Below are 26,584 nucleotides of genomic sequence, written 5' to 3'. Positions count from 1 at the left end.
CAAGCGTGGGGTACGCGGCACCGCCACCCACGCGCCGCGTCGGCGAGTGTCCCGGGGCCCTTGAGCGGCGGGTGGGCCGGACGGGTGACGCGGTGAGGTTCTTCCCCCGTTCGGCGCAACCGCCGGTGGCGTACGGGTGAGCGGTGTCGATCGGTCGGCATGCTCGCCCGTCGCTCCCTGTCCGTGCTCGCCCTCGCGGGCCTGACCCTGCTGGCCCCGGTCGTGTCGGCGTCGGCGGCAGGGTCAGCACCGACGCAGGTGCCCGAGCAGGTGCCTGCGGCGACGGCGACCCCGCTGCCCACCGGAGCGGGACCGAGCGACCCCACCCCGCAACCCTCCTCCCCCTCCGGGGTCACCACGCGCACCTCCCGGGTCGCCGCACCGCCGAGCGGGTGCCTCGTCACCGGCGACTTCCGCCAGGCCTACGCGGCCGCGGGTGGTCGTTCATCGGCGTTGGGCACGTGCACGGGCAACGAGGCTCCGGTGAACGGGGGCGGAGCGGCGCAGCCCTTCCAGAACGGCTCGCTCTACCGGAGCCCCGCCACCGGCGCCCACACCCTCTACGGCGCGATCCGCGGACGGTACGCGAGCGCCGGGTGGGAGAACTCCCCCCTGGGTTTCCCCACCACCGACGAGTTCGAGGTGCGCGGTGGCCGCGGTCAGCACTTCCAGGGCGGGTCGATCTACTGGAGCCCCGCCACCGGCGCGCACGACGTCGCCGGGGCGATCCGGGAGGAGTGGGCGGTGCTGGGGTGGGAGAACTCCCCCCTCGGCTTCCCCCTCACGAGCGAGGTCCCCCTGCCCCGCGACGGCGGACGGCTGCAGCGGTTCAGCGGTGGCGTCGTCTACTGGACGGCGCGCACCGGCGCGCGGACGGTGCGCGGCGCGATCCTGAGCGCGTGGGCCGACACCGGCTACGAGGGCGGCCGGTTGGGTTACCCCACCAGCGACGAGTACGACGTTGCCGGCGGGCGTCGCAGCGACTTCCAGTTCGGGTCCATCACCTGGGACGCGGCGACGGGGCGCGTGGGGGTGAGCACCGTCCCGCGCATCGCCGTCATCGGGGACTCGATCACCTACGGCGCCTGCGGCGGGACCGCGCAGACCGTTCCCGCCACCGTTCCGGCCGCCACCGCCGCCTGTTTCGGCTGGCCCGGTTCCACCAGCGACGAGATGCAGGCCTTCGTCGAGGATCAGGGCTTCCGCTCCTCCTGGCCGGGGATGCCCATCCCCACGACGACGGTGGACCTGCGTCGGGCCGTCGCCGACAGCGACGTCCTCGTGCTGGGTCTGGGCACCAACGACGCCCTGCGCGACCGGGCGGCCTTCCCGACCCGGACGTGGCCGCTCGGGGACACCGCTCCCGCACCCAGCGGGCACGTGCCCGTCGGCAACGGCTACTTCGACCAGAAGATCGACTGGTTCATGGGCCTGGCCGCGGGGAAACCGGTCTACTGGTACGACCTCGGGTTCCACGGCAGCGACCGGGCCACCGGCGACTACTTCCGCGCCCGCAACGAGCGCCTGGCCGCGGCGACGCGGCGGTGGCCGAACCTGCACGTCATGGCCTGGTCCGGTGTGGTCGCGGCGCACCCGGAGTTCCTCGTGGACGAGGTGCACCCCAACGAGGCCGGTCGCGCTGCGCGGTGGGCCCTGCTGACGTCGAGCGTGTGGGGTCACTCGTGACGGTGTCCGGGCGTTGACGAAGGTGGACCTGGCGGGTTGCCCGGAGCGTTGTCCGCCTCGGGAGTTCGCAACGTCGGGCGCTACCGCTCATCGACGCTCTGCCTGATCACCGACCGGGTGGTCATCGACGGGTGGCCCGCCGCAGTTCACCGCGGAGGTCGCCCGGGGAGACGACGACCAACCGGGTGCGACAGGAGGGCCGTCAGCGCTGCCCGGCCGTCGTGCTCACTCCTCGGGGGCGTCGTGTCCACGGCCGGCCATGACCCGCTCGAGGATCAGCGCGGCCACGCGCCGCTGCGCCACCCTCCAGAGGATCGGCCAGGTGTGGATGCCGAAGCGGGTCATCGGGGCGAACATCACGACCCGGCCGGGGAGGAGTTTCCGCGCGCCGAGGGCAGGGCGGCGCATCCGTCGTTCGTAGGCGGTGAAGGCGTCGTGGGCGGAGCGCTCGCCGTCGGCGAGTTCCTGGGCCAGTGCTTCTGCGCCGAGCAGGGCGAGCGCCGTTCCGAGGCCGGAGAGAGGGCTTGCGCACCAGGCGCTGTCGCCGAGGAGGACGACGCGGCCGTCGTGCCACTGCGGGACGGCGATCTGGTCGAAGGTGTCCAACGCGAAGTCTGCGGCACCGCCGGCACGGGAGACGATCTCGCCGGCGCGCCAGCCGACGTCGCGGAACGTCCTCCCCAGCAGGGCCAGTTGCGCGGCGCGGTCGTGACGCGGGGGCAGTGGGTCCGTGGTGCGGAAGGAGAGGCCGACCTCCTGCTCGCCGCGGTGACCGGGGCGGGCTTCGACCACGAGGCCGCCGGGTGCGTTGTGCACGAGGAACCAGCCGTCGATCGCGGGTGTGTCCGCGCGCTCCTTCAGGGTGTACCAGGCGTGGGCGATGCCCAGGGAGTTCCGGAACCGTTCCTCCGGGCCCCAGCGCAGGCTCCGGACGCGGGAGTGGACACCGTCAGCGCCGACGACGATGTCGAAGTCCCCGACGTCGCCGGAGCGGAACCGGACGCGCACGCCGTCTGCGTGGTCCTCCAGCGCGGCGACGGTCTCGTCGAAGCGGTAGTCGATCCTGGCGCTTCCCGCGTGGTGGAGGATGCGCGCGAGGTCGGTGCGCAGGATCTCCTCCCTGGACACGAACCCTCGACCGTCGAAGGCTTCGACCGGCATGGCGGCGAGGCGCCTTCCGGACGCGTCGACCCAGGCCAGCCCTCGCTGGGCCACGAGGTGGTCCAGGACGGTGTCGAGCAGGCCCATCCGTCGCAGGACCTCTCGGGAGCCACCGCGGAGGTCGACGGTCTGCCCACCTTCGCGCAGGCCTGGGGCGATCTCGACGACGGTGACCTGCCAGCCCTGTCGGTCCAACAGGACCGCGAGGGCGTCGCCGCCGATGCCTGCTCCGACGACGAGTGCGTGCTTCACGACTTCTCCGATCACCCAAGAGCGAACATCCTCGCATTAACGTAGAGCCGCTGGCCTTGTTCTGCAAATTTTCTCGCATTAGGGTGAGCGGATGGCGCAGGCGACAGGCGAGCTCCGCCCCGGCGGTCGGACGGCCAAGACGCGAGAGTCCGTGCACGCGGCGGTCCGGGCCCTCATGGAGGACGGCGGACCGTCGGCGGTGACCATGGCCGCGGTCGCGGCCCGAGCCGGTGTGCACCAGGCCACGCTCTACCGGCGGTGGCGCACGCCCGAGGCCCTCGTGCTCGACGTCGCCGCCGGGGACGTCGCGTCGGCCTTTCCCGTCCCGGCGAGCGGGGACCTGTCGGCGGACCTGACGGCCTACCTCGAACACCTCATCGACGATCTCGCCCGACCCGGCAGCCTCGGCTTCCTCCGGGCGATGGTCGCGGCGTCCGAAGCCGATGGCATCGGCGCGGCGCAGCAGTTCAGCAGGCCCCGCCTCGAACAGTTCCAAGCGATGCTCGACGCGGACGGCGCGAGCGAACTCACGTCGGTGGACCTCTTCGAGATCGTCCTCGCGCCGGTGTTTATGTGGGCACTGCTCTCCGGGATCGACGTCGACACGACCCGGAGCAACGGCCCCGACGTGGCCAGGATCGTGGACACCGTGCTCGCGGTACGCACACACCGGCAACGGCAACGCGGATCGCGGTGAGTCACCCACCTGGGCGCGAGGGACCGTGGACCGTGGCGGCCAGGACGACATCGCAGGAGAGGTCGTCACCGCGACCTCAGGTCGCTCCACGGTGTCCAGGGAACCCCGGCCTCGACACCCGGAGGAGGCGTTCAACCGTCTGAGGACTCCCTGACGCAAGAGCAACCGCACATCGCGTGACCTCGCCGTCGACCTCGTGGCCCGGCCCGCGGCGGTCGAGTCCAGTGAAGTGGTGCGCGACGTCTGCCACGTGATGCCCATGCCGCCGCGAATCTCCCGATTCGACCGGCCCTGCGCATCGTCCGGACAGAACTGCCCTCGACCTCCTCCAGGAACGCAGGTTCGTCCCAGACGCTGTGCAGCAACGTCCTCACCCGAGGCCAGTCGGCTCGCCGGCTCCCGGCGAGGTGGCGCGGACTTCACCCTCGCCCCGTTCCCGGCCGTGCAGAGCTCGCAGCGCCGCGAAGTACGGCACGAGGACGACGTTGCCACCGATCAGCAGAGAAACGCTGACCGAGCGCAGTCGTCGACGATCACCTCGTCGGGAGTTGCACCCGCTCAGGACCCGGGCGGCTCCGGCGGTGCTCACGCTCGATCCCGCGACCAGCAGCAGAACGGTTCCGCGCGCGGAGTGGCGTCCGACGGCCCCTGGCCGGTGAGCGTGTAGCTCGTGCACGACCGCGACGACGGCGGGCGTCAGGCTCGCGACCGCGGTGCGCGCGAGCGCGCCGTACCCCGCACCCGAAGGACGCGAACGCGTGCCCCGGGCCACGAGGACCAGGCCGGCGACCGAGGCCGTGTCGAGGGACAGCACCGCGAGCAGTCTGCGGCGCCCAGGGATGCGGGCCGCCGCCGACGACGTGAACCGGAGGTTCCTCCCACCACGCGCGGCCACGTCCGCGGCCATCCGTTTCGCCAGTTGCACCCGCGACGTGAGGTCCAGGTCGACCACGCCCTGCGCGTCGGCGAACGTCGTCCTGGTCCGCTCGCTGCTCCACGGTCCGGAGTTCCCGGTGCGACCCGCTCGTCCACCGGCGATCACGGCTGGCGCCTCCGGTCCACCGCCGCGAGGACGTCGAGCAGCGCCGAACCCAGCCGGGGATCAGCCAGCAACCGGAAGTGCCCGACGGTGTCGACGACGATGTTCTCGGCACCCGGGAGGTGGCTGGAGCCGGGGATGTTCGGATCGATCTTCGCGTAGATCGAGGTGATGGAACGGTTGACGTCCTCCGCGGCGGTCAGGGTCCGCAGCAGTTCCCCGCCGGGCGCGAAGACGCGCACCGACCGCAGCGGGACGAACCGGGCGAGGCTGGAACCGGAGAAGGGGGAGTTCACGGCCACCAGGTGCTCGAACAAGCCGTCACCGTTGTGGTGGGCGAGCAACTGCTTGCCGATGAGGCCGCCCTTGCTGTGCCCCACCAGGGCGATCCGGCCACCTCCGCTCAGGCCGTTCTCCTCGACGTGGCGGCGCACCCGGGAGGCCATCTCGGGGATCTCGCCGCTGTTGAACCCGAGACTGCTCACGACGTGCACGGGATGGCCGCCCCCGTGCAGGGCATCGATGATCGGCTGCAGGAAACGCCAGGACTCGAAGACGCCGGGGATCAGCACGACCGGGATCGCCCCACCACCGCCTGCGCCGTACTCGGGCGCCAACGCACTGCGCCGCAGGCTCTTCGCCTCCCACCTCAGCGCGTACCACAGGTCCGCACCCACCCAGCGGATGATCTCGAGACGCCTCACGGGGAAGACTCCCCCACCGCCATCGTCGCCAACTCGCGCGTCCCCCACCACCAGCACAACCGGGCCACCTCGGCCGGGTGCGACCAGTGGACGACGTGACCAGCACCGGGAACCTCGGCGACAGCACTTCCACGGCACGCTGCGGACAGCCGTTGCGGCCACGCGGCCGAGGCCAGCCGATCCCGCTCCCCCCGCACCAGCAGCACGGGAACCCGCACCTGCTCGAGGGCGTCCTCGATGTGCTCGTCCAGCATGAACCGCGACGTCCGCCACCAGACCCGGGCCCCGCAGGCCGCTGCCGCGAACAACTGGACGAACTTCAGGTTCAACGGCTCCCCCAAGGTGTCCCAGGCCAGCCGCCGCGCCTGGGAGAACCGGTTCCGGGCAGCGTCATCGGTCGTGGGGGCGAGCAGGACCGCACAGCGGACGTCGCCGGGTTCGGTGCTGAGGAGTTCGGCGACGACCTGGGCACCGAGGGAGTGCCCCAGCAGCACGACCCCCGTCAGGTCCTGCTCGCGCAGGAAACGCGCGAGCACCTCGGCGTGCTCGCGCACGGTGAGGATGCGCGGACCGGCGGGCGAACGACCGAAACCCGGCAGGTCGATCGCCACCACCCGCCACCGACGCGCCAGTTCCAGCACCAACCGGGTGAAGTAAGCCGACGAGGAGCCGATGCCGTGCACGAGCACGATCGGCGGTGCATCGAGCCGCCCGGCGGCGGTGACGAAGACCTGGGAACTCCGGACCTGGCGAGGCTGAGCTGCCCCCGCGGCCACACCCTGGTGCCCGGCGCCGGCGACCGAGACGGCGATCGCCTGCGAGGTCCAGGCCAGGAGGGAGGACCACAGGCCACGGATCTCGGTGCGCGTCACAGGCTTCGGCGGACGTCGGGCGTCACAGGTTCTCCTGGGCAGCGGTCGAAGGCCGCTGTTGGACCTGCAGGCCACCGTAGGTGCTCCGACCGCGGAGGGCACGCCGGGTCGGGCCACGACGCGGTGGGACCAGCACGGCGTCAGCGTCCGCCCGGATCCACCGCTGGACGGCCGGTGAGCTCGACCGTGCGGTTCCCGTGTGCGGCGCGCGAGCAGGACCGGTACCGACCGCCACCCCAGCCGACGCCCACCACCCCCTCTGAGCATCAGGCCCACCGTCAGGACCCCCCACGTGGCCGTGACCGCCAGGTCGAGGGTGCCGACCCTCGCTGCTCGTCCTCAGATTCGCGTGGCGGCGTGAGCGCGGGGCTGCGGCGCCCGCCACCGGTCGTTGACGTTGTCGGCGCGCACCGGGTTCCGGCGCGCACGGGAGAAGACGAGCCCACCGAGGGCGACCGCGACGGCGGTAACGACTCCTGCACCCAGCAGGCCACCGCCGAGCAGGTCCGCCACCCACCACGTCAAGGCCCCCACCACCGCCGCGGCGGGCAGAGTCGCCACCCAGGCGACGGCCATGCGCCCCACCAGCCGCCAGCGCACGACCGCGCCGGGCTTGCCGAGGCCGGTGCCCACCACCGACCCGGTGGTCACGTGGGTGGTGGACAGGGGGAGGCCGAGGTGGCTGGAGATCAGGATGATCGACGCGGAGGCGGTCTCGGCGGCCATCCCCTGGGGCGGGGTGATCTCGACCAGACCCTTGCCCAGGGTGCGGATGATCCGCCAGCCACCGATGAGGGTGCCTGAGGTGATGGTCAGCGCGCAGGCCACCTTCACCCACCACGGGATGGCCTCGGTGCCCGACCAGTGCCCGGAGGCGATGAGACCCAGGGTGATGACCCCCATCGTCTTCTGCGCGTCGTTGGTGCCGTGGGCCAGGGCGACCAGGCAGGCGGAGCCGATCTGGCCCCAGCGGAACCCCTGGTCGGTGAAGCGCTGGGCGACACCGGCGATGACCTTGCACACCCACCAGGTCCCGACGGCGGCGACGAGGCCGGCGATGACCGGGGAGGCCAGGGCGGGCAGGATCACCTCGCCCACCACACCGCCCACCTCGCTGCCGTCGCCGTTCCAGTTCACCCCCGACCAGCCGAGCCCGGCGACGGTGGCGCCGATGAGGCCGCCGAACAGGGCGTGGGAGGAGCTGGAAGGCAACCCCAGCAGCCACGTGAGCAGGTTCCAGGTGATGGCGCCGACGAGGCCTGCGAGGACGATGAGCAACAACACCGACCCACCTCCGAGGAGCAGTTCACGGCGAGGGCTGCCGTCGTCGTCCTGGAGGTGGACGACGGCGTTGGTGACCGTGAGGGCGACCTCCACGGACAGGAAGGCACCGATGAGGTTCAACCCCCCCGAGAGCACGACCGCCGTCTTGGGCGGCAGGGCGTGGGTGGCGATGGAGGTGGCCATCGCGTTCGCGGTGTCGTGGAAGCCGTTGGTGAAGTCGAACGCGAGCGCCACCGCGACGAGGAGCACCAGGATCGCCGTTGCTGTCTGCACGAGACCCAGGTTGCGACCACGACGCCGCGAGGGAAACCTGAAAGTGCACGGTGGTACCGGCTCAGGCGGACACCGCGGAGGAGGACCGTCGCGCAGCAGGCGGCGGCTTCTGTGCCCTCGCACCGGGTGAGCCCCAGGACACCCACGGAAGGGTGGGGCTCACCTCGGCGGTGGTCGAACAGCCGGGACGCGTCGGTGTCGACTCGAACCCGACCCCGTGCTGGGCCTTCGGTCCGGCGTCGTCGACCGTCGTCGGCTCGGCGACGTCCTCCCCGCAGGCCGCGCTGCGTGCGACGTCACGGTCCTCCCACGGAGCGCGCGGGTCGGCGTGAACCCTGAACACCGCGCTCGACGATGCAGCAGCTACGGCGTCCGTGCGGCCGCAGGTCGGGGGGAGGACGCCCACGCGGATCAGAGTTCCTCGGCGGCCTACGCAGCGCAGTCGTTGCAGACGAAGCGGCCGTCGCCCGCGCCGGACAGCTGGCTGCGGTGCCTCACCAGGAAGCAGCTGGTGCAGGTGAACTCGTCCTGCTGAGGAGGCAGCACCCGAACCGAGAGTTCCTCGTTCGACAGGTCCGCACCCGGCAGCTCGAAGGACTCCGCCGCGGCGGTCTCGTCCTCATCGACGTCGGACGAGTTCGACGAGTCCGAGCGCCGGGTCTTCAACTCCTCGATGGAGTCGGTGTCCTCGTCGTCGGCGTTCTTGCGCGGCGCGTCGTAGTCGGTGGCCATGCGTCTTCCTCTCGGTGCTGCGGATCGAGCAGGCACCAGCGCGGCGCGTACCCGGTTCGTGACTGCTGCGACTGTCCGGAGCAACCGGCATCGTGCCCGTGCCCGCAGGGAACCGACCCGGCGAAGGGCACACCGGAGGTCACGGGCCAGACGGGACCTCGGCGCCTGACGGTCATGGCCGGGTGAGGCGTGAGTCGAAACTCCTCGACGACGCCCGCAGCACTCGTGGCGTCGGCCGCTGGAGTCGAACGCCCGGTGAGCACTGCCGACCGAGGCGTCGATCACCACTGCAGTTCCGTCGCGGGTAGCGCGGGCGAGTAGTAGTGACCCTGGACCCATCGACAGCCCAGTTCCCGCGTCCTCGCCGCCGCCGCCGCGCTCCCCACGCCCTCGACGACCGTCGCCAACCCCAGTTCCCGCGTCAACGTCAACAGGGCCCGCACCAGGGCGTCACCCGTCGGGGTGGCCAGCGCGGCCGTGAAGCTCCGGTCGATCTTCACGGCGTCGGCGGGCAGGTGCAGCAGGTAGGACAGCGAGGCCCACCCCGTGCCGAAGTCGTCGAAGAAGATCGGGAAACCGAGGTCGCGCAACTGCTGCACGAACCAGGTGGCCTGCGGCGTCAACGCGATGAGGGCACTCTCGGTGATCTCCAGACCGACCGAGGACGGAGCCACGCCAGCCCGGGTGACGACGTCGTGGATGCGCTGCACGCAGTCCAGGTGCGCGAGGTGGCGCCCGGACAGGTTCACGTTGACCCGGAGTTCTGGGTGGTCTCCCTGCCAGCGCTCCAGCTGACCGACCGCGTCAGCCAGGACCGCCAGGTCCAGGTCGATGATGAGGTCGGAGTCCTCGGCCAGCGGGATGAAGGCGGCCGGGTGGAGCAGACCACGGCGCGGGTGGTGCCACCTGGCCAGCGCCTCGAAGGCCTGCACCTGCCCCGTGACCACGTCGACGATGGGTTCGTAGTGGGCCACGATCTCCCCGGCATCCAGTCCCCGCCGCAGGTCCTGCACCGCGGCTGCCAGTCGTGTCGTTCCCACGGACCGGGCACCCGGCCGTCCTCGACCGTTGACGCGACCCTCGGGCGACGATCGGGTTTCCCGCTCGAAGATCAGGCCCAGCTCGGTGCGGCGCCGGTGCAGGTCCAGGTGGTCCTCGACGATCTCGGCCTGCACCTGCAGGAGGTCCGTCTGCGCAGCGGTCACCGGGTGCGGCTCGGTGTCCATCAGGCACAACGAGCCGACGACGGTTCCTTCCCTGCCGCGCAACGGGACACCGAGGTAGGCGCGGATCCCCGCCGCCGTCAGCAAGGGCCAGTCACCCCCGGGTGATGCCCCAGCGTCTTCCTCCCTCGACACGACCCGGTGATAGGGATCACCGAACGGCGACTCCCGTGACGACAGGTCGGGGATGGCCACCGCACGGGCGGAGTCGATGACCAGGTCGCACGGGGTGTTGACCCGGGAGAACACCGGCACCTCGAGGTCCCCGGTGAAGGCCAGCGTGTGCAACGAGGTGTCGTTGGCGATGGACACCGCACCCGACGGGAAGTTCAGCAGGTGCGCCGTGTGGGTCAGGGTCGCTTGCAGGGCCGCCGTCTGCACCCCGTCGGAGAGGTGGTGAGCCGCGTGCTGCGAACCACCCGGGCGGGAGGGCAGAGCCACGCCTGAGGTGGTGGTCGACAAGGAGACGTGTCCTGCGCTCATCGCTCGCCCTCCGTGGCGCTGTGCTGCGCTGACGCCAGGTGTTGGACGGCTGGGAAGATGCTAGGAGAAGTGGACTTCCAGCGCTACGGGTGGCGGCCGTGAACTTGGCCGGCTCCACCCGGCGTACCCCGGACGAACGCCCAGCACCTCTGACCTGGAAGTGACCATCCCTGCCTGGCACCGCGCGAGCGATCCCCCGCCCAACGCGCGGCCAGGTCCAGCGTGCCGCGCCCTGCAGCCGGAGCACCATGGACGGCATGGCCCTCGACACCACCACGACCACCGGGACCGCCCTGGTCACCGGCGCCTCCTCCGGAATCGGCGCCGTGTACGCCCGCCGGCTCGCCGAACGGGGTTGGGACCTCGTCCTCGTCGCTCGCCGCGGCGACCGCCTGGACCAGCTCGCCGCCGCCCTGCGCGAGGAGCACGGCGTCACGGTGCAGACCCTCACCGCCGACCTGTCCCAGGCGAGCGACCTGGCCCGGGTCGCCACACGTGCCGCCGACGTGGACCTCCTGATCAACAACGCGGGCATCAACGGCTACGGTCCGTTCGCCGAGACCGACGCCGACCTGCTGACCCAGGTGCTGGCCGTCAACGTCACCGCCCTGACGGTGCTGACCCGGGCCGCCGTGCCCGCGATGCTGACGCGCGGGCGGGGCGCCGTCATCAACGTCGCCTCGCTGCTGGCGTTCGCCGGCAGCCTGCCGCCGGACCCGCTGCCCCACCGGGCCGTGTACGGCGGCACCAAGGGCTACGTCGTGACGTTCACCCGTACCCTCGCCGCCGAACTGGCCGGCTCCCCGGTGACTGTTCAAGTCGTGTGCCCAGGGCTGACCGCCACCGAGTTCCACCTCACCCAGGGCGACCTGCCCGTCCCGGGCGATGAGAAGGTCCACGACGACGGCGGCATGCCACCCCAAGACGTCGTCGACGCCTCGCTGTCGGCGCTGCGAGACGGTGAGGTGGTGTGCGTGCCCGGGCTCGACGACCCGGCTGCGGTGGAGGCGTTGAGCACCGCCGAAGGCACACTGCGCGCCAGTTCCCGAGGCGGCCGGATCGCCGGTCGCTACCGGTAGATCGGGACCAGGGCCGACTGACCTCGGCGTCGCGACGCGCGCGTGACCCCAGGGTCCCGACGCGCGCGCACGTCGATGACCAAGCCGTCAGCGTGGCCGGTGGAACAAGGGTTTCGACGCTTCAGCGGAGACTTCACGACGCATCCATAGCGACCCCCGGAAGGGGGCAGAGGACGTTCGTCTGGCTGTCCTGCATCAGCTCGCTGCCAGCCGGCTGCCCGTCAGTGGCGACCAGGCCCAGGGGGTCTGGAGCACGGATCGGTGACAACTCCGCTGACCTCCTCAGTCACCGGCGCCCTCCTTCCACGCCTCCCCACCGCCTCCCCACTACGAGCGCGTCGATCGTGGCGGTCGGGGCCTCGGCCTGGCGTGGACGGGACCGGGTCACTGGACCTGCGGGACCAGGTGCTCACCTCCACCTCGATCAGCCGATGAAACGATGAGCACCACGCGTTGAAACGGCAGCGCACCAGATCGCGCGAGGAGCAGCCGTGGACACCATCCAGCACGTCATCGATCGCCGGGCTGTGCACAGCGTGTTCCAACCGATCATCGACCTCGACAGCGGGGCCGTCGTCGCCTACGAAGCCTTGGCCCGAGGACCGCGAGGACCACTCGCTACGCCAGACGCCTTGTTCAGCGCCTCCCGTCGAGCAGGTCTGCTGGCCGAGCTCGATCAGGCGTGTCGAGCCGCGGCCTTCCGCGGAGCCGTCGAGCACGGCCTCTTCGACCCGCTGACCGTGTTCGTCAACGTCGAACCCGAAGTGCTGGACGACGCTCCGCTGGACGACCTCCTGGCCCTGGCTGACGACGTACCCGGACGGCTGCGGATCGTCCTGGAGATCACCGAACGGGCGTTGGCGGCACGCCCCGCCGAGCTGCTGCGCACCGTCGACCGGGTACGCACGCTGGGCTGGGGCATCGCCCTGGACGACGTGGGCGCCGAGGCCGCCTCGCTCGCCTTCATGCCCCTGCTGCGCCCGGACGTGGTCAAGCTCGACCTGTCCCTCGTCCAACGCCGCGCCTCCCCCGCCATCGCCGAGATCATGAACGCGGTCAACGACTACGCCGAGCGCACCGGTGCCCGCGTCCTGGCCGAGGGGATCGAGACCCCCCAGCACCTCACCGTCGCGCGTGCCCTCGGCGCCCACCTGGGACAGGGTTGGCTCTTCGCCAAACCCGCCCCCGGCCCCGCCGCCGCGTTCCCCGTCGGGCACCTGAGCCTGCCGATCGCGTCGGCCGGCGCCCTCGAGGTACCCCCCTCGCCCTTCGACTGCCTACCCGCTGACGTCGCGCTGCGTCGCTCTCCCAAGCGACTGCTCGTGGAGCTGAGCAAGCAGCTGGAGCGTCAGGCCATGCGGTTGGGTGAGACCTGCGTGATCGCGGCCACGTTCCAGGAAGCTCGCCACTTCACCCCCGCCACGGCGTTGCGCTACCGCGACCTCGTAGCGCGCACCGGGTTCGTGTGCGCGCTGGGCGAAGACCTGCCCCTGGAACCCGTCCCGGGGGTTCGCGGCGCCACCCTGGCCCCGGACGACCCGATCCGCGGGGAGTGGGACGTCGTCGTCATCAGCCCGCACTTCAGTGCCGCGTTGCTGGCCCGGGACCTCGGTGACGACGGCCCAGACATGGACAGGATGTTCGAGTACGCCCTCACCTACCAGCGCCCCACCGTCACCGCGGCGGCCAAGAGCTTGCTGTCCCGGGTGGCCCCGGCACTGAAACCATCGGCGACCCCGGTGCCGGCGGTGACGTCACCCAGCGGCGTCGAGGAACTCACGCCTCCCTCGTTCCGCTCCGTCCACCCCACCGCTGCGGCGTCTGCCGCGGTGGGAACAAGAGCGGCAGGAACAGGGGTCGAGTCGCTGCTGCAGCGCGCACTGGCCGCCTCCACCAGCGGCATCACCATCGCCGACATGCGTCAGCCGGACCAGCCGCTGGTGTACGTCAACCGCGCCTTCGAGCAACTGTCCGGGTACCGGTCTGAGGAACTCCTGGGTCGCAACTGCCGGTTCCTGCAGGGGACCGACACCGACCACCACGCCATCGCTCGCCTGCGCACCGCCATCGCGCAACGACGCGAGGTCCGCGAGACGCTCTTGAACTACCGCGGCCCCGACCGCGTCGAGTGGTGGAACGAGATCTACATGGCCCCCGTCCTCGATCAGGACGGCAGGCTCGTGCAGTACATCGGTGTGCAGAACGACGTCACCGCGCAAGTCAGCGCAGAACGCGCTCTCGTCCAGGAACGCGACCGCGCGCAGAACTACCTGGCCCGCATCGAAGAACTGGCCTGCACCGACTCCCTCACGGGGCTGATCGACCGGCGCCGGTTCACCGAACGCGTCGAGGTCGAACTGTGGGAAGCCGCTGCCGGCGACACGTCCCTGGCGTTGCTGTTCATGGACCTCGACGGTTTCAAAGCGGTCAACGACCGGCTCGGACACGCCGCCGGAGACCACCTGCTCATCCAGGTGGCCCAGCGGCTGAAGAGCAGGTTGCGACGCAAGGACCTGGCTGCCCGCCTCGGCGGTGACGAGTTCCTCGTCTCCCTGAGCGGTTTGAGCCGTCAGGACGCCCGGGTGGAGGCCGACCGTGTCGCCGCGGACCTCCGCGAGGCCATCGCCGCGCCCTACGACATCGACGGCGACAGGGTGCAGATCACGGTGAGCATCGGCGTCAGCACCTTCCCCGAGGAGGGCGTCGACGACTTCCGCGACCTGCTGCGCCTCGCCGACACCCGGATGTGTTCACTGAAGCAGGCACGAGCAGGCCAGACCGGTTGATCACCGACCTCCTCACCACGCGAGCTGTGACTCGGACCCGCTCGTCGACAGCATCCGTTCGAGTCCGCCAGAGTGGTGTGACGGCGCACCCGGTGAGCAGAGGCATGTCCCCTGACGTCGGAGCTCGACCCGCATCTCCGAACAGCTCGATCATGGTGTCCAGCGAAGCGGGTCAAGCTCAGCGAGTCCGGAGAAGCGGGTGGTGATCGAGCTGTCCGGGAAACGGGTCAAGCTCCGGATCCATCGATCCACGGGTAGCCGTCAGCTGTAGCGGTGGCTCTTCTCGGGGTGCGCCGCCTCCCGGGAACATGCCCGGCCATTCATGGACCTGTGCCCGCACCGACCATCCGTGGGTGCCACCGGAGCGGTTGCCGCGGTGCCAGCCGGCTGTGCCGCACGGACAGCTGGAGCCGCTGCCGTTTCCCCGCCAGCTGCTGCGCGGGGGCCGCTGTTGCGGGCGTAGTTGGCTTCGCGCATCGCCCGCTGGGCGTCGAGCTTGCTCATCGTCGGATCACACCGCGGAGCCTACGACGCACCACCGACACCAGCCTCCAGGCAGCGGGTTCGACCGTCGACTCAAGCCGACGGGTCGTGGCCCCGCGTGCCATCGGTGAAGGGTCTGCTGCACCGATCAGCGACAGCTGGGCCCACCGATCAGCACAGCAGACCCAGCACCCTCGTTCAGCCGTCCCTGCCTTGCCGGTCGACACCGACTGGACGTCCTGCAGACGCTCGCCGCTGCACGAACGGAGAGTCGTGCTGACGCACGGCCAGTCAGCGAGCCGGCGCGGTCCGCCCTGTCGCGTGGGTCAGATCGTGGTCCTCGTCCAGGAGGCCCCAGCTGGGAAGCGCGCGGGAGAACCCCTCACCGGACCGACGACCACGAGGGAGCTGCGGTGACTACCGCGCGAAGGCGCGGAACGGGTTGCGGACGCACAGGTCGTCCACGACGTCCGCCTCGACACCCGCCGCCCGCAACGCCGGCAGGAACGAGCCGGTCAGGTTCGTGAACGGTCGAGGCGTCCCACCGCCGGCCTGGGCCGGGTCGAACCATCCCGCGTCGTGGGACAGCAGGACCCGACCAGCCTGCCCCGCCTCCAGGCTGTCGAGCACCAGCCCCAGCGTCCGCGCGTCCTCGCTCTGCCCGACGTCGTCGAACTCGATCCACGCGCCGCGGTCGACGATCTCCTGCCGCACACCGGGATCGGTGATGGTCTGGGTGTGGATCGAGAGGAAGCGATCCGGCGCCAACCCCTCAGCCACGGCGAGGTCGATCTGCCCCAGCACGACCACCCCGTTCGTGGTGTGGGAACCGACGAGCGCGCCGGTGCGGGCGGCAGCCCGGGCCGCGGCCCGCACGACGCGTTCCTCGACCGCTCGAATGCCGTCCTCGGCCGCCGAGATCTTGATGAACCCGGCGAGGACACCGGAGTCGTCGACGCCCTCGGTCAGCTCACGGTGCATCCACGCCTCGAGCTCATCGTCGCTCGCGTCGTACACCCACTCCGGCACCCACGGTTCTCGATAGACCCCGGTCGCGACCACCACAGGCACGCCCGTGCGCCGGCTCACGTCGAGGACGAGGTCGACGCGGCGACCGAGGCCGGGAGGCGTGCACTCGACGAGCGCGGTGACCCCGGCCGCGGCCGCCCTGGCCAGCAGCGGTTCCACGACCGAGGCGAACTCCGCCGGATCGGCCTGGGCGAAACCCGGGGAGTCGGCGGGGCGGAAGTCGACGAACAGGTGCTCGTGCGGCAGGATCAGGCCCACGTCCTGGGCGCCGAGGGGGCCCAGCGTCGTGTGCAGGCGAGGTTCCCGTGCGGCGGTGTCGAAGGACTCTGCCATGTCGTCTCCCGGGTGCGGTGGGTGGACCCTGGTCCACGGCTCGACATCCTAGGAGTGCCGCCGAGTCGCTGCGGCCACACTGCGGGGACAACGGCCTCCCGCACAGGCGCGACGTCGCACGTCACGAGCCGCGCCTTCTCCGCAGCGGCGGTCGGGCAGTGCTCAGGGGATGATCTTCTCGTCCCGGAGCCGGCGCACCAGACCGCGGAACATCTCCTCCGTCTCGACGTGGTCGTGGAAGCCGGCCCGGCGAACTTTCGAACCGTCGGACAGGAAGTCGTAGTCCCACGAGAAGACCCCGTCGCCGAAACCCCAGCTGGACACCGCCGAGAACGGCACGTCGGCCAGTCCGTGCCTGGCCTTGACGTCCTCCCACACCTGTTCCTTGTCCGCCATCACGTCCACCAGGGACATCGGCAACGGTGCCGCCACCGGAACCTCGAAGATCTCCGCCAGGACCGGCCACATCCGGTTCCACCGGAACAGGTCCCCGTTGGTGATGTTGAACGCCTGGTTCGCCCCCGCGGGATCGGTGGCCGCCCACACCGTGGCCCGCGCCAGCAGGCCGGCGTCGGTGACCTCCAGCAGCGTGTCGTAGGCCCCGGGTCTCCCGGGGAACCGGAACGGCACCCCGAGTTCCTTGCACAGGACCGCGTACACCGCCAGGACCAGGACGAGGTTCATCGGATTGCCCAGCGCGGTTCCGCAGACCACCGACGGGCGCATCGCCGACCACGTCCACGATCGCTCGCGCTGCAGCGTCCGCAGGAAGTCCTGCTGGGCGACGTTGAACTCCGGGGGCAGGTGCCCGGGGTCGTCCTCGCGGGCCGGGGTCTGGAACGGACCCAGGTGCGCGCCGTACACCTTGTACCCCTGCATCAGGCTCACGTGTTCCAGGCCGGCCGCGGAGGTGTCGACAGCAGTGACGACGTTGCGCAGCATCGCGAGGTTCGGCTCGACCAGCTCCGCCCACGTCGAACGGTCCTGGAAGGCCGCGTAGAACACGTGGGTCACCTCCGGTACCCGCGTCAGCGCCTGCCTCGTCGCGTCGGCGTCGAGCAGGTCGACGGCCACGTGCCGCAGCGGCGCCTCCCCCGGTCGTCCTGGTTCGTCGACCCCGCCTCGACGGGAGAGGCCGAGGACGTCGAAGTCGCCGCGCCGGCGGAGGTGGCGGACCAGCTCGGCGCCGATGACGCCGTGAGCCCCGACGACCAACGCGGTGCCTCGGTGGCCGGACGTGGTGGCCCCCGCCGTGGTCTCGGCGCGGGTACGGGCGGCGGTCTCGTTCTGCTCCATGGCGCCAGCTTCAGTCGACCGTCTCCTACCGGCCACACCCCCGTCAGCCTGGTCGGGCTCAGGCAAGCACTGACAGGGACAGGCGACCTCCCGGCGCCTCGGCCACACTGGAGCGGTGCCCGACCCGCGACCCACCACCACCCAGGGCACGCCGAGCGTCCCGACCGACGCCCCCAGTGGTACCGGCCGGCGTCGAGACGTCGACCGGACCGGGGAACTGGGCCCCTTCCTCCGCACGATGCGGGCCCGCCTGACCCCCACCCAGGTCGGACTGGTCTCCTACGGTGCGCGGCGCGTACCGGGACTGCGCAGGGAAGAACTGGCCCAGCTCGCCGGCGTCAGCCCCACCTACTACGCACGCCTGGAGCAGGGACTGAGCACCCACGCCTCCGAACAGGTCCAGGAGGCGTTGGCCGACGCACTGCGACTCGACGCCGACGAGCGGACGCACCTGCGCCACCTCGCCCAGCCGCGCCCTCGTGGCCGTCGCACCCCCGTGAAGGTCGAGCACGTCCGGGCCGGCACCCGGCAACTCGCCCACGCGGTCAACGGTGCGGGGGTGCTGGTCCTCGACGTCCGCAACGACGTCCTGGCCTGGAACCCTCTGGGGCACGCGCTGCTAGCCGGACACCTCGACCCCTCGGCTCCCGAACGCATCGCTGACCGACCGAACCTGATCTCGATGCTGTTCTGCGACGCCCACACCCGCGAGCTCTACCGTGACTGGGCCGCCGAAGCCCGCCGCGCGGTCGCCTCCCTGCGCTGGATCGCCGGCCAGTTCCCCGACGACCGGGCACTGGCCGAACTCGTCGGGCACCTCAGCATCGCCAGCACCGAGTTCGCTCGCGCCTGGTCCACGCACCGGGTCCACAACTGCACCACCGGGACGAAGCTGTTGCACCACCCCACGGTCGGCGACGTCGATCTGCAGTACACCGTCCTCACCGTCGGGGACGGAACCGGACATCGACTCCTCACCCTGCACGCCGCACCTGGTTCCAGCGACCAGGCTGCTGTGGTCTTGCTCGAGCGAGGTCTCGGTCGCTGACGACGGGCGTTCGCGCCGACCGACGCCGATCGCCGGTCGGTGAACGAGCTCAGCGACTCGTCGTCACGTCGGCCAGGGTCGGGAGCCACTGCCGGGTGCGGTCTGCCAGCGTCGGCACGCACTGCACGAGGGCGCGCGTGTAGGGGTGCTCGGCGTGCTCGGCCATGCGGGCCGACTCACCGAACTCCACCAGCTTTCCGTCGTACATGACGCCGACGACGTCGGTGTGCTCGAGGCAGAGCAGGATGTCGTGGCTGATCACCAGCAACGCGATCCCCTCAGAGCGGGTCAGCTCGGTGAGCAGTTCCATCGCCCCGCGCGACAGCGATGCGTCGAGGGCACTCGTGGGTTCGTCGGCGACGAGCAACCGCGGACCGCCGGCGAGGGCGACCGCGATCATCACGCGCTGCCGCATCCCTCCGGACAGCTCGTCCGGGCGTGAGCGCAGCACGCGGTGGACCTCGGTCAGCCCGACCCGCTCCAGCCAGTGCCCGGCGGCGTCGCGCGCGGCGCGGCCCTTGATCCCCGCGCCGGCCAGGACGTCGCCCAATTGCTTGCCGACCGGACGGACGGGGTCCAGGGCGTTCATGGCGTCCTGGAACACCATGGCGATGCCGGCGGTCCGCACCGGGATGGCCCCGTGTCCCCGGGCAACGACGGGCTTGCCGTCGAAGGTGAGTTCGCCCGCGCTGATCTCGACGTCCGCGGTCGCGCCGGAGGCCAGCAGACCCGTCACGGCCAGCGCCAGTGTGGTCTTGCCCGACCCGGACTGGCCGACGAGGGCCATGCGCTGACCGGCGTTCAGGTCGAAGGTGGCCCCGTCGACGGCCAGGTGACCGGTGCCGCCCGCGGTGCGGTACCGCACGTCGAGGTCGCGCACGCGCAGCAACGGTTGGGCATAACTCTGCTGGGGGACGACCGGGGTCACGAAACCACCTCTTCCTGGAGGAACGACCGGGGAGCGGGGCGCGGAACCGGGGTCCGCGCCCCGGTGCTCGGAGCCTATTGTGATGCCTCGAGCGGGATACGGGAAGCGTTGAGAGGACATTGCTGGTGGCTGGAGACAACCCGGCACGGGATTCTGCCCTGACCGACGACCAGCGACGCCTCGAGTTCGAACGGGCACGGCGAGCGCGTTCGGAGGAGGTGCAGACCTCTCCCCGACGGGTCTACGAACTGATCCGTTCCATGATCCGCCGTGGCGACGCGCTGCCCGACGCGGCCCTCGGTGAAGCCGAACTGGTCCAACACCTCGGCGCGAGCCGCAACGCCGTCCGCCGTGCCCTGCAGATGCTCGCCGACGACGGGGTCGTCGTGCGCCAGCGACGGGCCGGCACGAGCGTGCTCCACGACATCGTCGCCGTCCACGAGAACGACGTCGGCCCTCGTGCCTACGAGGGTGCGGCCGACGAGGGACGGTTGCGCGTCAGCAACCTCGAGTGCCGACGCATCTCCACGCCCCCCGCCGTCCAGCAGGGGCTCGGGAGCGACGTCGCGAGCGTCCTGGTGCTCGAACAGGTCGGTTTCGTCGGCGGCGCACCGCTGTACCTGCGCGTCGGCTACAACGTGACCGACCTCAGTGTCGAGGAGTTCCTGCGGCGCATCGACCTCAACCACGTCGACTACCCCCCGATCGCCCAGGTGTTCGAGAGCCTCTTCGACGTCCCCTACGGCAGCAGCAGTTCGGTGGTCGAGGCGATCTCCTGCGAGGAACGCGCCGCGAACCTGCTCGGGATCCCCGAAGGTTCCCCCGTGCTGCTGCGTGAACTCATGACCCGACAGACCAACGGCACCCCGCGGGAACTGAGCTTCACCCACTTCCGCGGGGACCGCGTCGCGATCTTCGGCGGGGACCACACCACCCAGCGTGTGGTCAGTGCCGGCGGGTTCGCCGACCTCGACCTCCCGCTGACTTAGCGTCAGTGCGACAGCAGGTTCTCGCGGAACGTGCTGTGCATGTATTCGCTCCGCAACAGACCGCGCCGGCGCAGCGCGGGCGCCAGGCCGTCACCGATCTCGGTGAGGTTCTTGCGGGTGACCGGGGCGGCGATGAGGAACCCGTCACCCCCGACCTCGTCCATGATCTCGCCCATCCGCTCCGCGACGGTGTCGGGAGAACCGCACAGCTCGATCGACTCGGTGGTGCGGTGGTTCATCGCGATCTCCCGCAACGTCTTCCCGCTGCGGGTCATGTCGGCGACGGTGCCCTGGTGGCCGTTGTTGCCGGAGAGGTCCGGCAGCGGGGCGTCCACGTCGAACTGCGAGAAGTCCATGCTGGTGAAGTAAGACATGGCCGCCAGGACCCCGTCGACGTTGCCGCGCTGGACCTCGCGCAACCGGTCCCGCTTGGCGAACGCCTCGTCGTCGGTGTCACCGAGGATCGGGTTCACCAGGAACAGGACCTTCGCGTCGTCGGGATCGCGGCCGTTGTCGACCAGACGCTTCGCGATGTCCGCCTTGTAGTCGCGCATGGCCTCCACTCCGGTCTGCGCGGCGATGATCGTATCCGCGTGCTTGGCCCCGAACGCCCGCCCGGCCGGCGAGGCACCGGCCTGGCAGAGCACCGGACCGCCCTGCGGGCCCATCGGCATGTTCAGCGGCCCACGGGAGCGGTAGTGCGTGCCGATGTGGTCGACGGTGTGGACCTTGGTGTGGTCGGCGAAGACGCCGGACTTCGGGTCCAGCACCAGGGCGTCGGGTTCCCAGGACGCCCAGAGCTTGCGGCAGACCTCGATCCACTCATCGGCCATCTCGTAGCGCAGGTCGTGCGGGATGTGCTTCTCCATCCCGTAGTTCTGCGCCGCGCCGTCGGCGGAGGCGGTGACCAGGTTGATCCCGACCCGGCCCCCCGTCACGTGGTCCAGGGTCTGGAACAGCCGGGCGGCCAGGAACGGAGGGTAGAAGCTGGTCGCGACGGTGGCGATGATGCCGATGTGGCGGGTGGCCGCGGCCATCAGCGGCACCAGCGGCATCGGGTCGAACCGGACCTGGACGCCCTTCCTGACCGAACTCTCGAACGTCCCGCGGAAGACGTCCGGCAGGACGGAGGAGTCCTCGAGCATGATGTAGTCGAAACCCGCGCGCTCCAGCGTCGTCGCCATGTCGACGAAGAGACCGGGTTTTCCCAGGTCCTCGGGCTGGTTCCCGCTCCACGGCTGGTTCCAGCCGTAGACGCCGAAACCGGTCGTCGCAAACCATCCGAGGTGCATCAGTTCGTCTCCAGGAGTGTGTGTCGCAGCGTGTTCTGCAGGGTCGGCCCCTCGGGGTCGATCAGTCCGTCGTGGGCGAGGTCGGCGACAACACCCGTGATCGCGCCGGAGAGGGTCCGCTCGAACTCCCGACCGGGAGTCAGCGGCAGGTCGAGCAGGAACCCATCGCCTCCGCGGTCGCGCACCGCAGCGGCCACCGCGGTCGCCGTGCTCGATGCGGGGAGGCGCACGAGGACGGCGCAAGCCGTGACCTCCCGGCCGGCGGCGACCAGCCCGGCCCGCAACCTCGCCACGGCGTCGGCGTGCCCGTCGCGGGAGGCGTGCGGGCCGTCGTGGGTGACGTCGAGCACGAGGACGTCCGCGCGCCGCGCGGCGACGTCCACGACCTCGGGGGAACTCCCGTCCACCACGACCACGGGCAGTTCGACGGGCGGCACCGTGTTCAGCGGTCCGCGGACGGCGTAGTGGGTCCCCCGGTGCTCGATCGGGTGGACCTTGGTGTGGTCGGCGTAGGCGCCGCTGACCCGGTCCTGCACCACGGCGTCGGGTTCCCAGGAGGCGCACAACCGGGCGACGACGTCGAGGTGCTCGTCGGCCCGTCCCGGGTCGGCCGCGACGTCGGTGCACCACCACCCGGTGCGCCCGTGGGTGAGGTGGTCCAGCGTCACCAGCTCGCGGGCCAGCAGGTAGGGCGGGACGTCGGCGCTGGGCACCCCGGCGAGGACCGGAGCCGCCGACGGGACACCGCTGGTGAACGCGGCCAGCGCCGAACCCTCGAGCTGGGCGCCCTCGCCCGCGGGGTCGACCAGGACGAGGTGCGCCCCGGCCCGACCCAGGCGCCGCACGAGTTCTGTGGCCAGGTCACCGTTCGCGGCGGAGGTCGGGAACGTCGTGACCGCTCCCCAGCGCCAGCGGGGACTCTCGTGCGTCATCGGGCCACCTCCACCGTGTCGGACGCCGCGTGCGACGACGCGCGTCGCTGCTGCAGACGCTCCCGCAGACCTGTGCCGGGCACGCCGGCCCCGGTGAGGCCGCGCCGTCGCAGTTCCGGCATGAGTCCGTCGCAGACCTCGCGCACGTAGCGGCGGGTCAGCACTCCGCCGCCCCCGCCGAAGAGCAGGAACCCGTCGCCACCCACCTCGTCGAGGACCTCACCCATCCGGTCCGCGACCGTCCCGGCGCTTCCGATGAGCCGGACCGACTCGGTCCGCTGGGTGCTCAGCACCTCGCGCAACGTCCGGCCGGCCGCCATCCTGCGCAGGTTGTCCAGGATGCTGCGGCTGCCCTGCGTGCTCGTGGACTCCGGCAGCGGGTTGTCGAGGTCGAAGGCGGAGTAGTCGATGTCCCCCGAGAGCTGCACGATGCGTCGCCACAGCGCCGCGTCGGTGGGGGCGTAGAACCGCTGCGCGTACTGCTGGGCGAGCTCGTCGGTCTCCGCGATCAGCGGCGTGACCATGAACAGCACCTGCACGTCGTCGGCGGAACGGCCGGCGGCCACCGCCGCGGCCCGGACCTCCTCCCGGTACTCGCGCATCGCCGGGACCCCGTGCGGGGCGGCGACGACGATGTCGGCGAAGCGACCGGCGAGCTCGATCCCCGCCGGGGAGGCCCCGGCCTGGCAGATCACCGGCCGGTCCGCGACGGGCGGGACATCTGAACCCCAGAGCGCGTGGACGGTCTCGAGGTAGGTCTGGGCCCGGGTGTAGCGCTCCGCGTGCGGCGGCAGGACGTCCATGCCGAAGTTCTGCGCGGCCCGGTCCCCCGTCGAGGTCACGACGTTCCAGCCGACCCGGCCACCGGAGAGGTGGTCGAGCGTCGCGTACTTCCGGGCCAGCAGTTGCGGCGGATAGAACGTGCTCGACGCGGTGGCGACCAGACCGATGCTCGACGTCTCGGCGGCGAGTCGGCCCACCAGCGGGAGCGGGTCAGACTTCGGCGCGCGCGAGTTGGTGCGCAGTTCGGCCTCGAAGGTGCCGCCGACGATGTCGGCCAGGTAGCTGATGTCCTCGAGCATGACCAGGTCGACGCCGGCGCGTTCGAGTTCCTTGACGGTCTCGATCACGAACGTCCCGTCGATCCAGTCCTGGCCGGCGTCACCCGCCCAGGGGCCGGTCCAGTCGGGCACGAGGTAGCTGGTGAACCAGCCGACGGTGAAGGGGCGTGTCACGTGGGTCTCCTTCAGAACTCGAGCAGGTTGTCGCGGAACCGCTCGTGCGTGTACTCGGTGCGGGTGAGTCCCCGCCGCTGTAGGGCGGGGACGAGGCCTTCGGTGATCCCGCCGACGAAGCGACGGCCGATGTTGCCGGTGAAGAGGAACCCGTCGCCGCCGACGAAGTCCATGTCCTCGCCCATCTGCTCGGCGACGGTCTCGGGAGTACCGACGTAGTGCGCCATCGCGGCGGCCGAGGCCATGGCGGCCTCGCGGACGGTCTCGCCGAGCTTCAGGAACTGCTTGAGCCCGGACTGGTGCCCGTTGGTGCTCAGGTCCAGGTCGGCGAGCTTCGCGTCGAGGTCGTAGGCGGCGAAGTCGATCTCGCTGACCGCTGACATGTGCGCCAGCGACACCTCGATCTTCGCCGGGTTGGGGGTCCGGGCGAGTTCGGCTTTGACTCGCGCCTCCTCGACGGTGTCGGCCAGGACCGGGGAGGTGATGAACATGATCTTGCAGTCGTCGGGGTCCCGCCCGTTGGTGACCATCCGGGCCCGCACGTCGTCGCGGTACTCCTTCATGGCCTCCCGGTCCGGCAGCATCGCGAGGATCGTGTTCGCGTTGCGGGAGGCGAACTCCCGGCCCCGCGGGGAACCCCCGGCCTGGCAGATGACGGGTCGGCCCTGCGGCGGGCGCATGAGGTTCAGCGGTCCACGCGTCGCGTGGTACTTGCCGCGGTGGTCCAGCACGTGAACCTTCTCGTGGTCGACGTGCACACCGCGCTCCCGGTCCAGCACGAGGGCGTCAGGTTCCCAGCTGTCCCAGAGCTTCCCGACGACCTCGACGAACTCGTCGGCTCGTTCGTAGCGTTCGTCGTGGGTGGGTAGCGCGTCCATGCCGTGGTTCTGCGCGGCGCGGTCCTCGCTGGAGGTGACGACGTTCCAGCCGATGCGACCGTGGGAGATGTGGTCCAGCGTCGAGAAGCGTCGGGCCAGCAGCCACGGCGGGTAGAACGACGTCGAGGCCGTCGCCACGATGCCGATGCGTTCGGTGTGCGCCGCGAGCAGCGGTGCGAGCGCGACCGGGTCGTGCTTGGGCGCGTAGAGCCCGTACTTGAGGTCGACGCGCATCGAGCCTTCGTAGGCGTCGCTGACCATCGAGGAGTCCTCGAGCATGACGTAGTCGAAGCAGGCCCGCTCGAGGGCCCGGGTGAACTCCACGTGCGCCCGGCCACGGGGCCAGTCGCGACCCTCGGTACCGGCCCACGTGTGGTTCCACGGCGGGTTGCTGAAGTTAGTGAACCACCCGAGGTGGAACTTCGGCACGGGAACTCCTTCTGTCGTCGGGATCTGTCGTCGGGATCAGGCGGCGAGCTGGGCGGCGCGGGCGCGGAACGGTTCCTCGGCGTGCAGTCCGCGGGTCCAGGCCGGGACGACGGCCAGCAGCGAGAGGCCGGCGAGGACGGCGAAGCAGACGACGACCCCTGCGGAGTCGGTGATGGCCAGACCCATCGCGACGGCGACGGTGACCGCGGTGTTGTCCACCGCGACGCGCATGCCGTTGACCATCCCGGCCTCGCGGGCGTTCCCGCCGACGTTGAGCGCGGCGGCGTTGGCGGTCTTGAAGATCCCGCCGGTGAGCCCGATGGCGCAGAGGAGCGCCCACAGTGGCACGAACTCCGCCGGGCCGGCGAAGTGCAGTGCGATGAGGGTGAGGACGATCGTCGAACCGCCGATGGCGGCGGCGGTGAGGACGCGCCCGGAGAGCAACGGCGCGAGGCGCCCCGCCACGAGCGAGGCGATCGCCGTCCCGACGGCCAGCGCGGTCACCTGCACCCCGGCGTCGAGCGGCGAGAACCCCTGGTCCTGCTGCAGGTACCAGACCACGACGACGGCCACCGACCCCTCGGCCAGCGTCGAGAGACCGGTGGCGCCGTAGGCGGCGCCGCGGAACCGTTCGCGCAGCAGGGTCAGGTCGACGACCGGGTCCCCCGCGCGGCGTTCCACCAGGAACAGCACGACCCCGGCGGCGGTCGCGAGGACGAGCGCGCCGATCGCCGTGGCCGTCCAGCCGGACGCACCGGCCTGGTTGGTTCCGAAGACCACTCCGGCCATGAGCGCCGCCGACGCGAGGGCGCCCGCCACGTCTGGACGACCCGTCCGCCGGGGTGCCCGCGGGACCCGTGGCAGGGCGAACCCGGCCCACAGGACCCCGACCAGCCCCAGCGGGGCTCCGACCGCGAACACCGCACGCCAGCCGATGGCTTCGGTGAGGACCCCGCTGACCAGCGGCCCGATCGCGGTGGCGACCGACATGATGCCGATGTTCGCGCCGATCCCGACGGCGAGCCGGCTCGGGGGGAAGACCTCCACCAGTAGCGCCGTCGAGTTCGTGATGACGCAGGCCGCCCCGAGCCCCTGCAGACCCCGCAGTGCCACGACCAGCCAGGGGTCGGAGACCAGCGTGATCCCTGCCACCGAGAGCGTGCACAGCGTCAGCCCCGTCAGGTAGACCGGCCGGCGGCCGAACGCGTCGGCCACCCGCCCCGCAACGAGGATGGACGCCGCGCAGGCCAGCAGGTAGGCGAGCAGGAACCACTGCCCCTGCACGACGCTGGCGTCCAGGTCCTCGATCATCGCGGGCAGCGCGACGGGGACCATGCTCACGCTGGCGAACGCCACGACGAGCCCGAGGGCCGTCGAGGACAGCGTGAGCCAGGCCGCGCGCGGGATCCGCACGAGGACGGGACGCTCTGCGGGCACGCGG

At 71.2% G+C, this 26,584-nt stretch carries 21 protein-coding genes; 6 read left to right on the top strand and 15 right to left on the bottom strand.

Annotated elements, in window-relative coordinates:
• Positions 1-159: 159 nt before the first annotated feature.
• Positions 160-1,686 carry a GDSL-type esterase/lipase family protein gene (locus AC0I8G_RS12030; RefSeq protein ID WP_471730124.1) on the top strand — a complete coding sequence of 509 codons (1,527 nt, stop codon included), beginning with the start codon at positions 160-162 and terminating at the stop codon, positions 1,684-1,686.
• Positions 1,687-1,911: 225 nt separating this feature from the next.
• Here AC0I8G_RS12030 and AC0I8G_RS12025 read toward each other — a convergent pair whose 3' ends face one another.
• Complete coding sequence (locus AC0I8G_RS12025) at positions 1,912-3,099, bottom strand: FAD-dependent monooxygenase (RefSeq protein ID WP_471730123.1); 1,188 nt, start codon at positions 3,097-3,099, stop codon at positions 1,912-1,914.
• 91 nt (positions 3,100-3,190) lie between these two features.
• On the opposite strand from AC0I8G_RS12025, the gene AC0I8G_RS12020 reads away from it, so the two are divergent.
• Entirely contained in the window at positions 3,191-3,796 is a 606-nt protein-coding gene (locus AC0I8G_RS12020) for a TetR/AcrR family transcriptional regulator (RefSeq protein WP_471730122.1), read from the top strand.
• Positions 3,797-4,166: 370 nt separating this feature from the next.
• On the opposite strand, the gene AC0I8G_RS12015 is transcribed toward AC0I8G_RS12020, so the two are convergent.
• The 6 genes from AC0I8G_RS12015 to AC0I8G_RS11990 all read right to left on the bottom strand — a co-directional run bounded on the left by AC0I8G_RS12015 (position 4,167) and on the right by AC0I8G_RS11990 (position 10,364).
• The gene (locus tag AC0I8G_RS12015; protein ID WP_471730121.1) at positions 4,167-4,838 is read right to left on the bottom strand and encodes a hypothetical protein; all 672 of its coding nucleotides are present in this window, start codon (positions 4,836-4,838) and stop codon (positions 4,167-4,169) included.
• Positions 4,835-5,539: an esterase/lipase family protein gene (locus AC0I8G_RS12010; protein ID WP_471730120.1), complete on the bottom strand. Its 705-nt coding sequence runs from the start codon at positions 5,537-5,539 to the stop codon at positions 4,835-4,837. Before AC0I8G_RS12010 ends, AC0I8G_RS12015 begins: the two co-directional genes overlap by 4 nt.
• Positions 5,536-6,411, bottom strand: coding sequence for an alpha/beta fold hydrolase (locus AC0I8G_RS12005; RefSeq protein ID WP_471730119.1), 876 nt, complete (start codon positions 6,409-6,411; stop codon positions 5,536-5,538). Before AC0I8G_RS12005 ends, AC0I8G_RS12010 begins: the two co-directional genes overlap by 4 nt.
• A 339-nt stretch (positions 6,412-6,750) precedes the next feature.
• The gene (locus AC0I8G_RS12000; RefSeq protein ID WP_471730118.1) at positions 6,751-7,968 is read right to left on the bottom strand and encodes an inorganic phosphate transporter; all 1,218 of its coding nucleotides are present in this window, start codon (positions 7,966-7,968) and stop codon (positions 6,751-6,753) included.
• Between the two features lie 429 nt (positions 7,969-8,397).
• Positions 8,398-8,700, bottom strand: a complete 303-nt coding sequence (locus tag AC0I8G_RS11995) for a DUF4193 domain-containing protein (protein ID WP_471730117.1) — start codon at positions 8,698-8,700, stop codon at positions 8,398-8,400.
• A gap of 281 nt (positions 8,701-8,981) precedes the next feature.
• The gene (locus AC0I8G_RS11990) at positions 8,982-10,364 is read right to left on the bottom strand and encodes a sensor domain-containing phosphodiesterase (protein ID WP_471730116.1); all 1,383 of its coding nucleotides are present in this window, start codon (positions 10,362-10,364) and stop codon (positions 8,982-8,984) included.
• Positions 10,365-10,654: 290 nt separating this feature from the next.
• Here AC0I8G_RS11990 and AC0I8G_RS11985 point away from each other — a divergent pair, with 290 nt between their 5' ends.
• Positions 10,655-11,485 carry an SDR family NAD(P)-dependent oxidoreductase gene (locus AC0I8G_RS11985; RefSeq protein WP_471730115.1) on the top strand — a complete coding sequence of 277 codons (831 nt, stop codon included), beginning with the start codon at positions 10,655-10,657 and terminating at the stop codon, positions 11,483-11,485.
• Between the two features lie 491 nt (positions 11,486-11,976).
• Positions 11,977-14,271 carry an EAL domain-containing protein gene (locus AC0I8G_RS11980; RefSeq protein WP_471730114.1) on the top strand — a complete coding sequence of 765 codons (2,295 nt, stop codon included), beginning with the start codon at positions 11,977-11,979 and terminating at the stop codon, positions 14,269-14,271.
• A gap of 900 nt (positions 14,272-15,171) precedes the next feature.
• Here the strand turns inward: AC0I8G_RS11980 and AC0I8G_RS11975 are convergent.
• A complete protein-coding gene (locus AC0I8G_RS11975) occupies positions 15,172-16,116 on the bottom strand; it encodes a phosphotriesterase family protein (RefSeq protein ID WP_471730113.1) in 945 nt (314 codons plus the stop codon).
• Positions 16,117-16,278: 162 nt separating this feature from the next.
• On the bottom strand, positions 16,279-17,412 hold the full coding sequence (locus AC0I8G_RS11970) for an SDR family oxidoreductase (protein ID WP_471730112.1): 1,134 nt from the start codon (positions 17,410-17,412) through the stop codon (positions 16,279-16,281).
• Positions 17,413-17,629: 217 nt separating this feature from the next.
• On the opposite strand from AC0I8G_RS11970, the gene AC0I8G_RS11965 reads away from it, so the two are divergent.
• The gene (locus AC0I8G_RS11965) at positions 17,630-18,460 is read left to right on the top strand and encodes a helix-turn-helix domain-containing protein (RefSeq protein ID WP_471730268.1); all 831 of its coding nucleotides are present in this window, start codon (positions 17,630-17,632) and stop codon (positions 18,458-18,460) included.
• Positions 18,461-18,509: 49 nt separating this feature from the next.
• Here the strand turns inward: AC0I8G_RS11965 and AC0I8G_RS11960 are convergent, their stop codons facing one another.
• Positions 18,510-19,388 carry an ABC transporter ATP-binding protein gene (locus AC0I8G_RS11960; protein ID WP_471730111.1) on the bottom strand — a complete coding sequence of 293 codons (879 nt, stop codon included), beginning with the start codon at positions 19,386-19,388 and terminating at the stop codon, positions 18,510-18,512.
• Positions 19,389-19,513: 125 nt separating this feature from the next.
• Between AC0I8G_RS11960 and AC0I8G_RS11955 the strand changes: the two genes are divergently transcribed.
• Complete coding sequence (locus AC0I8G_RS11955) at positions 19,514-20,377, top strand: GntR family transcriptional regulator (protein WP_471730110.1); 864 nt, start codon at positions 19,514-19,516, stop codon at positions 20,375-20,377.
• Positions 20,378-20,379: 2 nt separating this feature from the next.
• Here the strand turns inward: AC0I8G_RS11955 and AC0I8G_RS11950 are convergent, their stop codons facing one another.
• Genes AC0I8G_RS11950 through AC0I8G_RS11930 form a run of 5 tightly spaced genes read right to left on the bottom strand, consistent with a single transcriptional unit; the run spans position 20,380 to position 26,580 of the window.
• On the bottom strand, positions 20,380-21,669 hold the full coding sequence (locus tag AC0I8G_RS11950; protein ID WP_471730109.1) for an NtaA/DmoA family FMN-dependent monooxygenase: 1,290 nt from the start codon (positions 21,667-21,669) through the stop codon (positions 20,380-20,382).
• Positions 21,669-22,601 carry an LLM class flavin-dependent oxidoreductase gene (locus tag AC0I8G_RS11945; RefSeq protein WP_471730108.1) on the bottom strand — a complete coding sequence of 311 codons (933 nt, stop codon included), beginning with the start codon at positions 22,599-22,601 and terminating at the stop codon, positions 21,669-21,671. Before AC0I8G_RS11945 ends, AC0I8G_RS11950 begins: the two co-directional genes overlap by 1 nt.
• Positions 22,598-23,836, bottom strand: a complete 1,239-nt coding sequence (locus tag AC0I8G_RS11940) for an LLM class flavin-dependent oxidoreductase (protein ID WP_471730107.1) — start codon at positions 23,834-23,836, stop codon at positions 22,598-22,600. Before AC0I8G_RS11940 ends, AC0I8G_RS11945 begins: the two co-directional genes overlap by 4 nt.
• Before the next feature lie 11 nt (positions 23,837-23,847).
• Positions 23,848-25,143: an NtaA/DmoA family FMN-dependent monooxygenase gene (locus AC0I8G_RS11935; protein ID WP_471730106.1), complete on the bottom strand. Its 1,296-nt coding sequence runs from the start codon at positions 25,141-25,143 to the stop codon at positions 23,848-23,850.
• Between the two features lie 36 nt (positions 25,144-25,179).
• Complete coding sequence (locus AC0I8G_RS11930; RefSeq protein WP_471730105.1) at positions 25,180-26,580, bottom strand: MFS transporter; 1,401 nt, start codon at positions 26,578-26,580, stop codon at positions 25,180-25,182.
• Between the last annotated feature and the right edge of the window lie 4 nt (positions 26,581-26,584).

This window comes from Kineococcus sp. AC630, from assembly GCF_979255925.1.
This window is presented reverse-complemented; position numbering and strand designations above follow the sequence as displayed.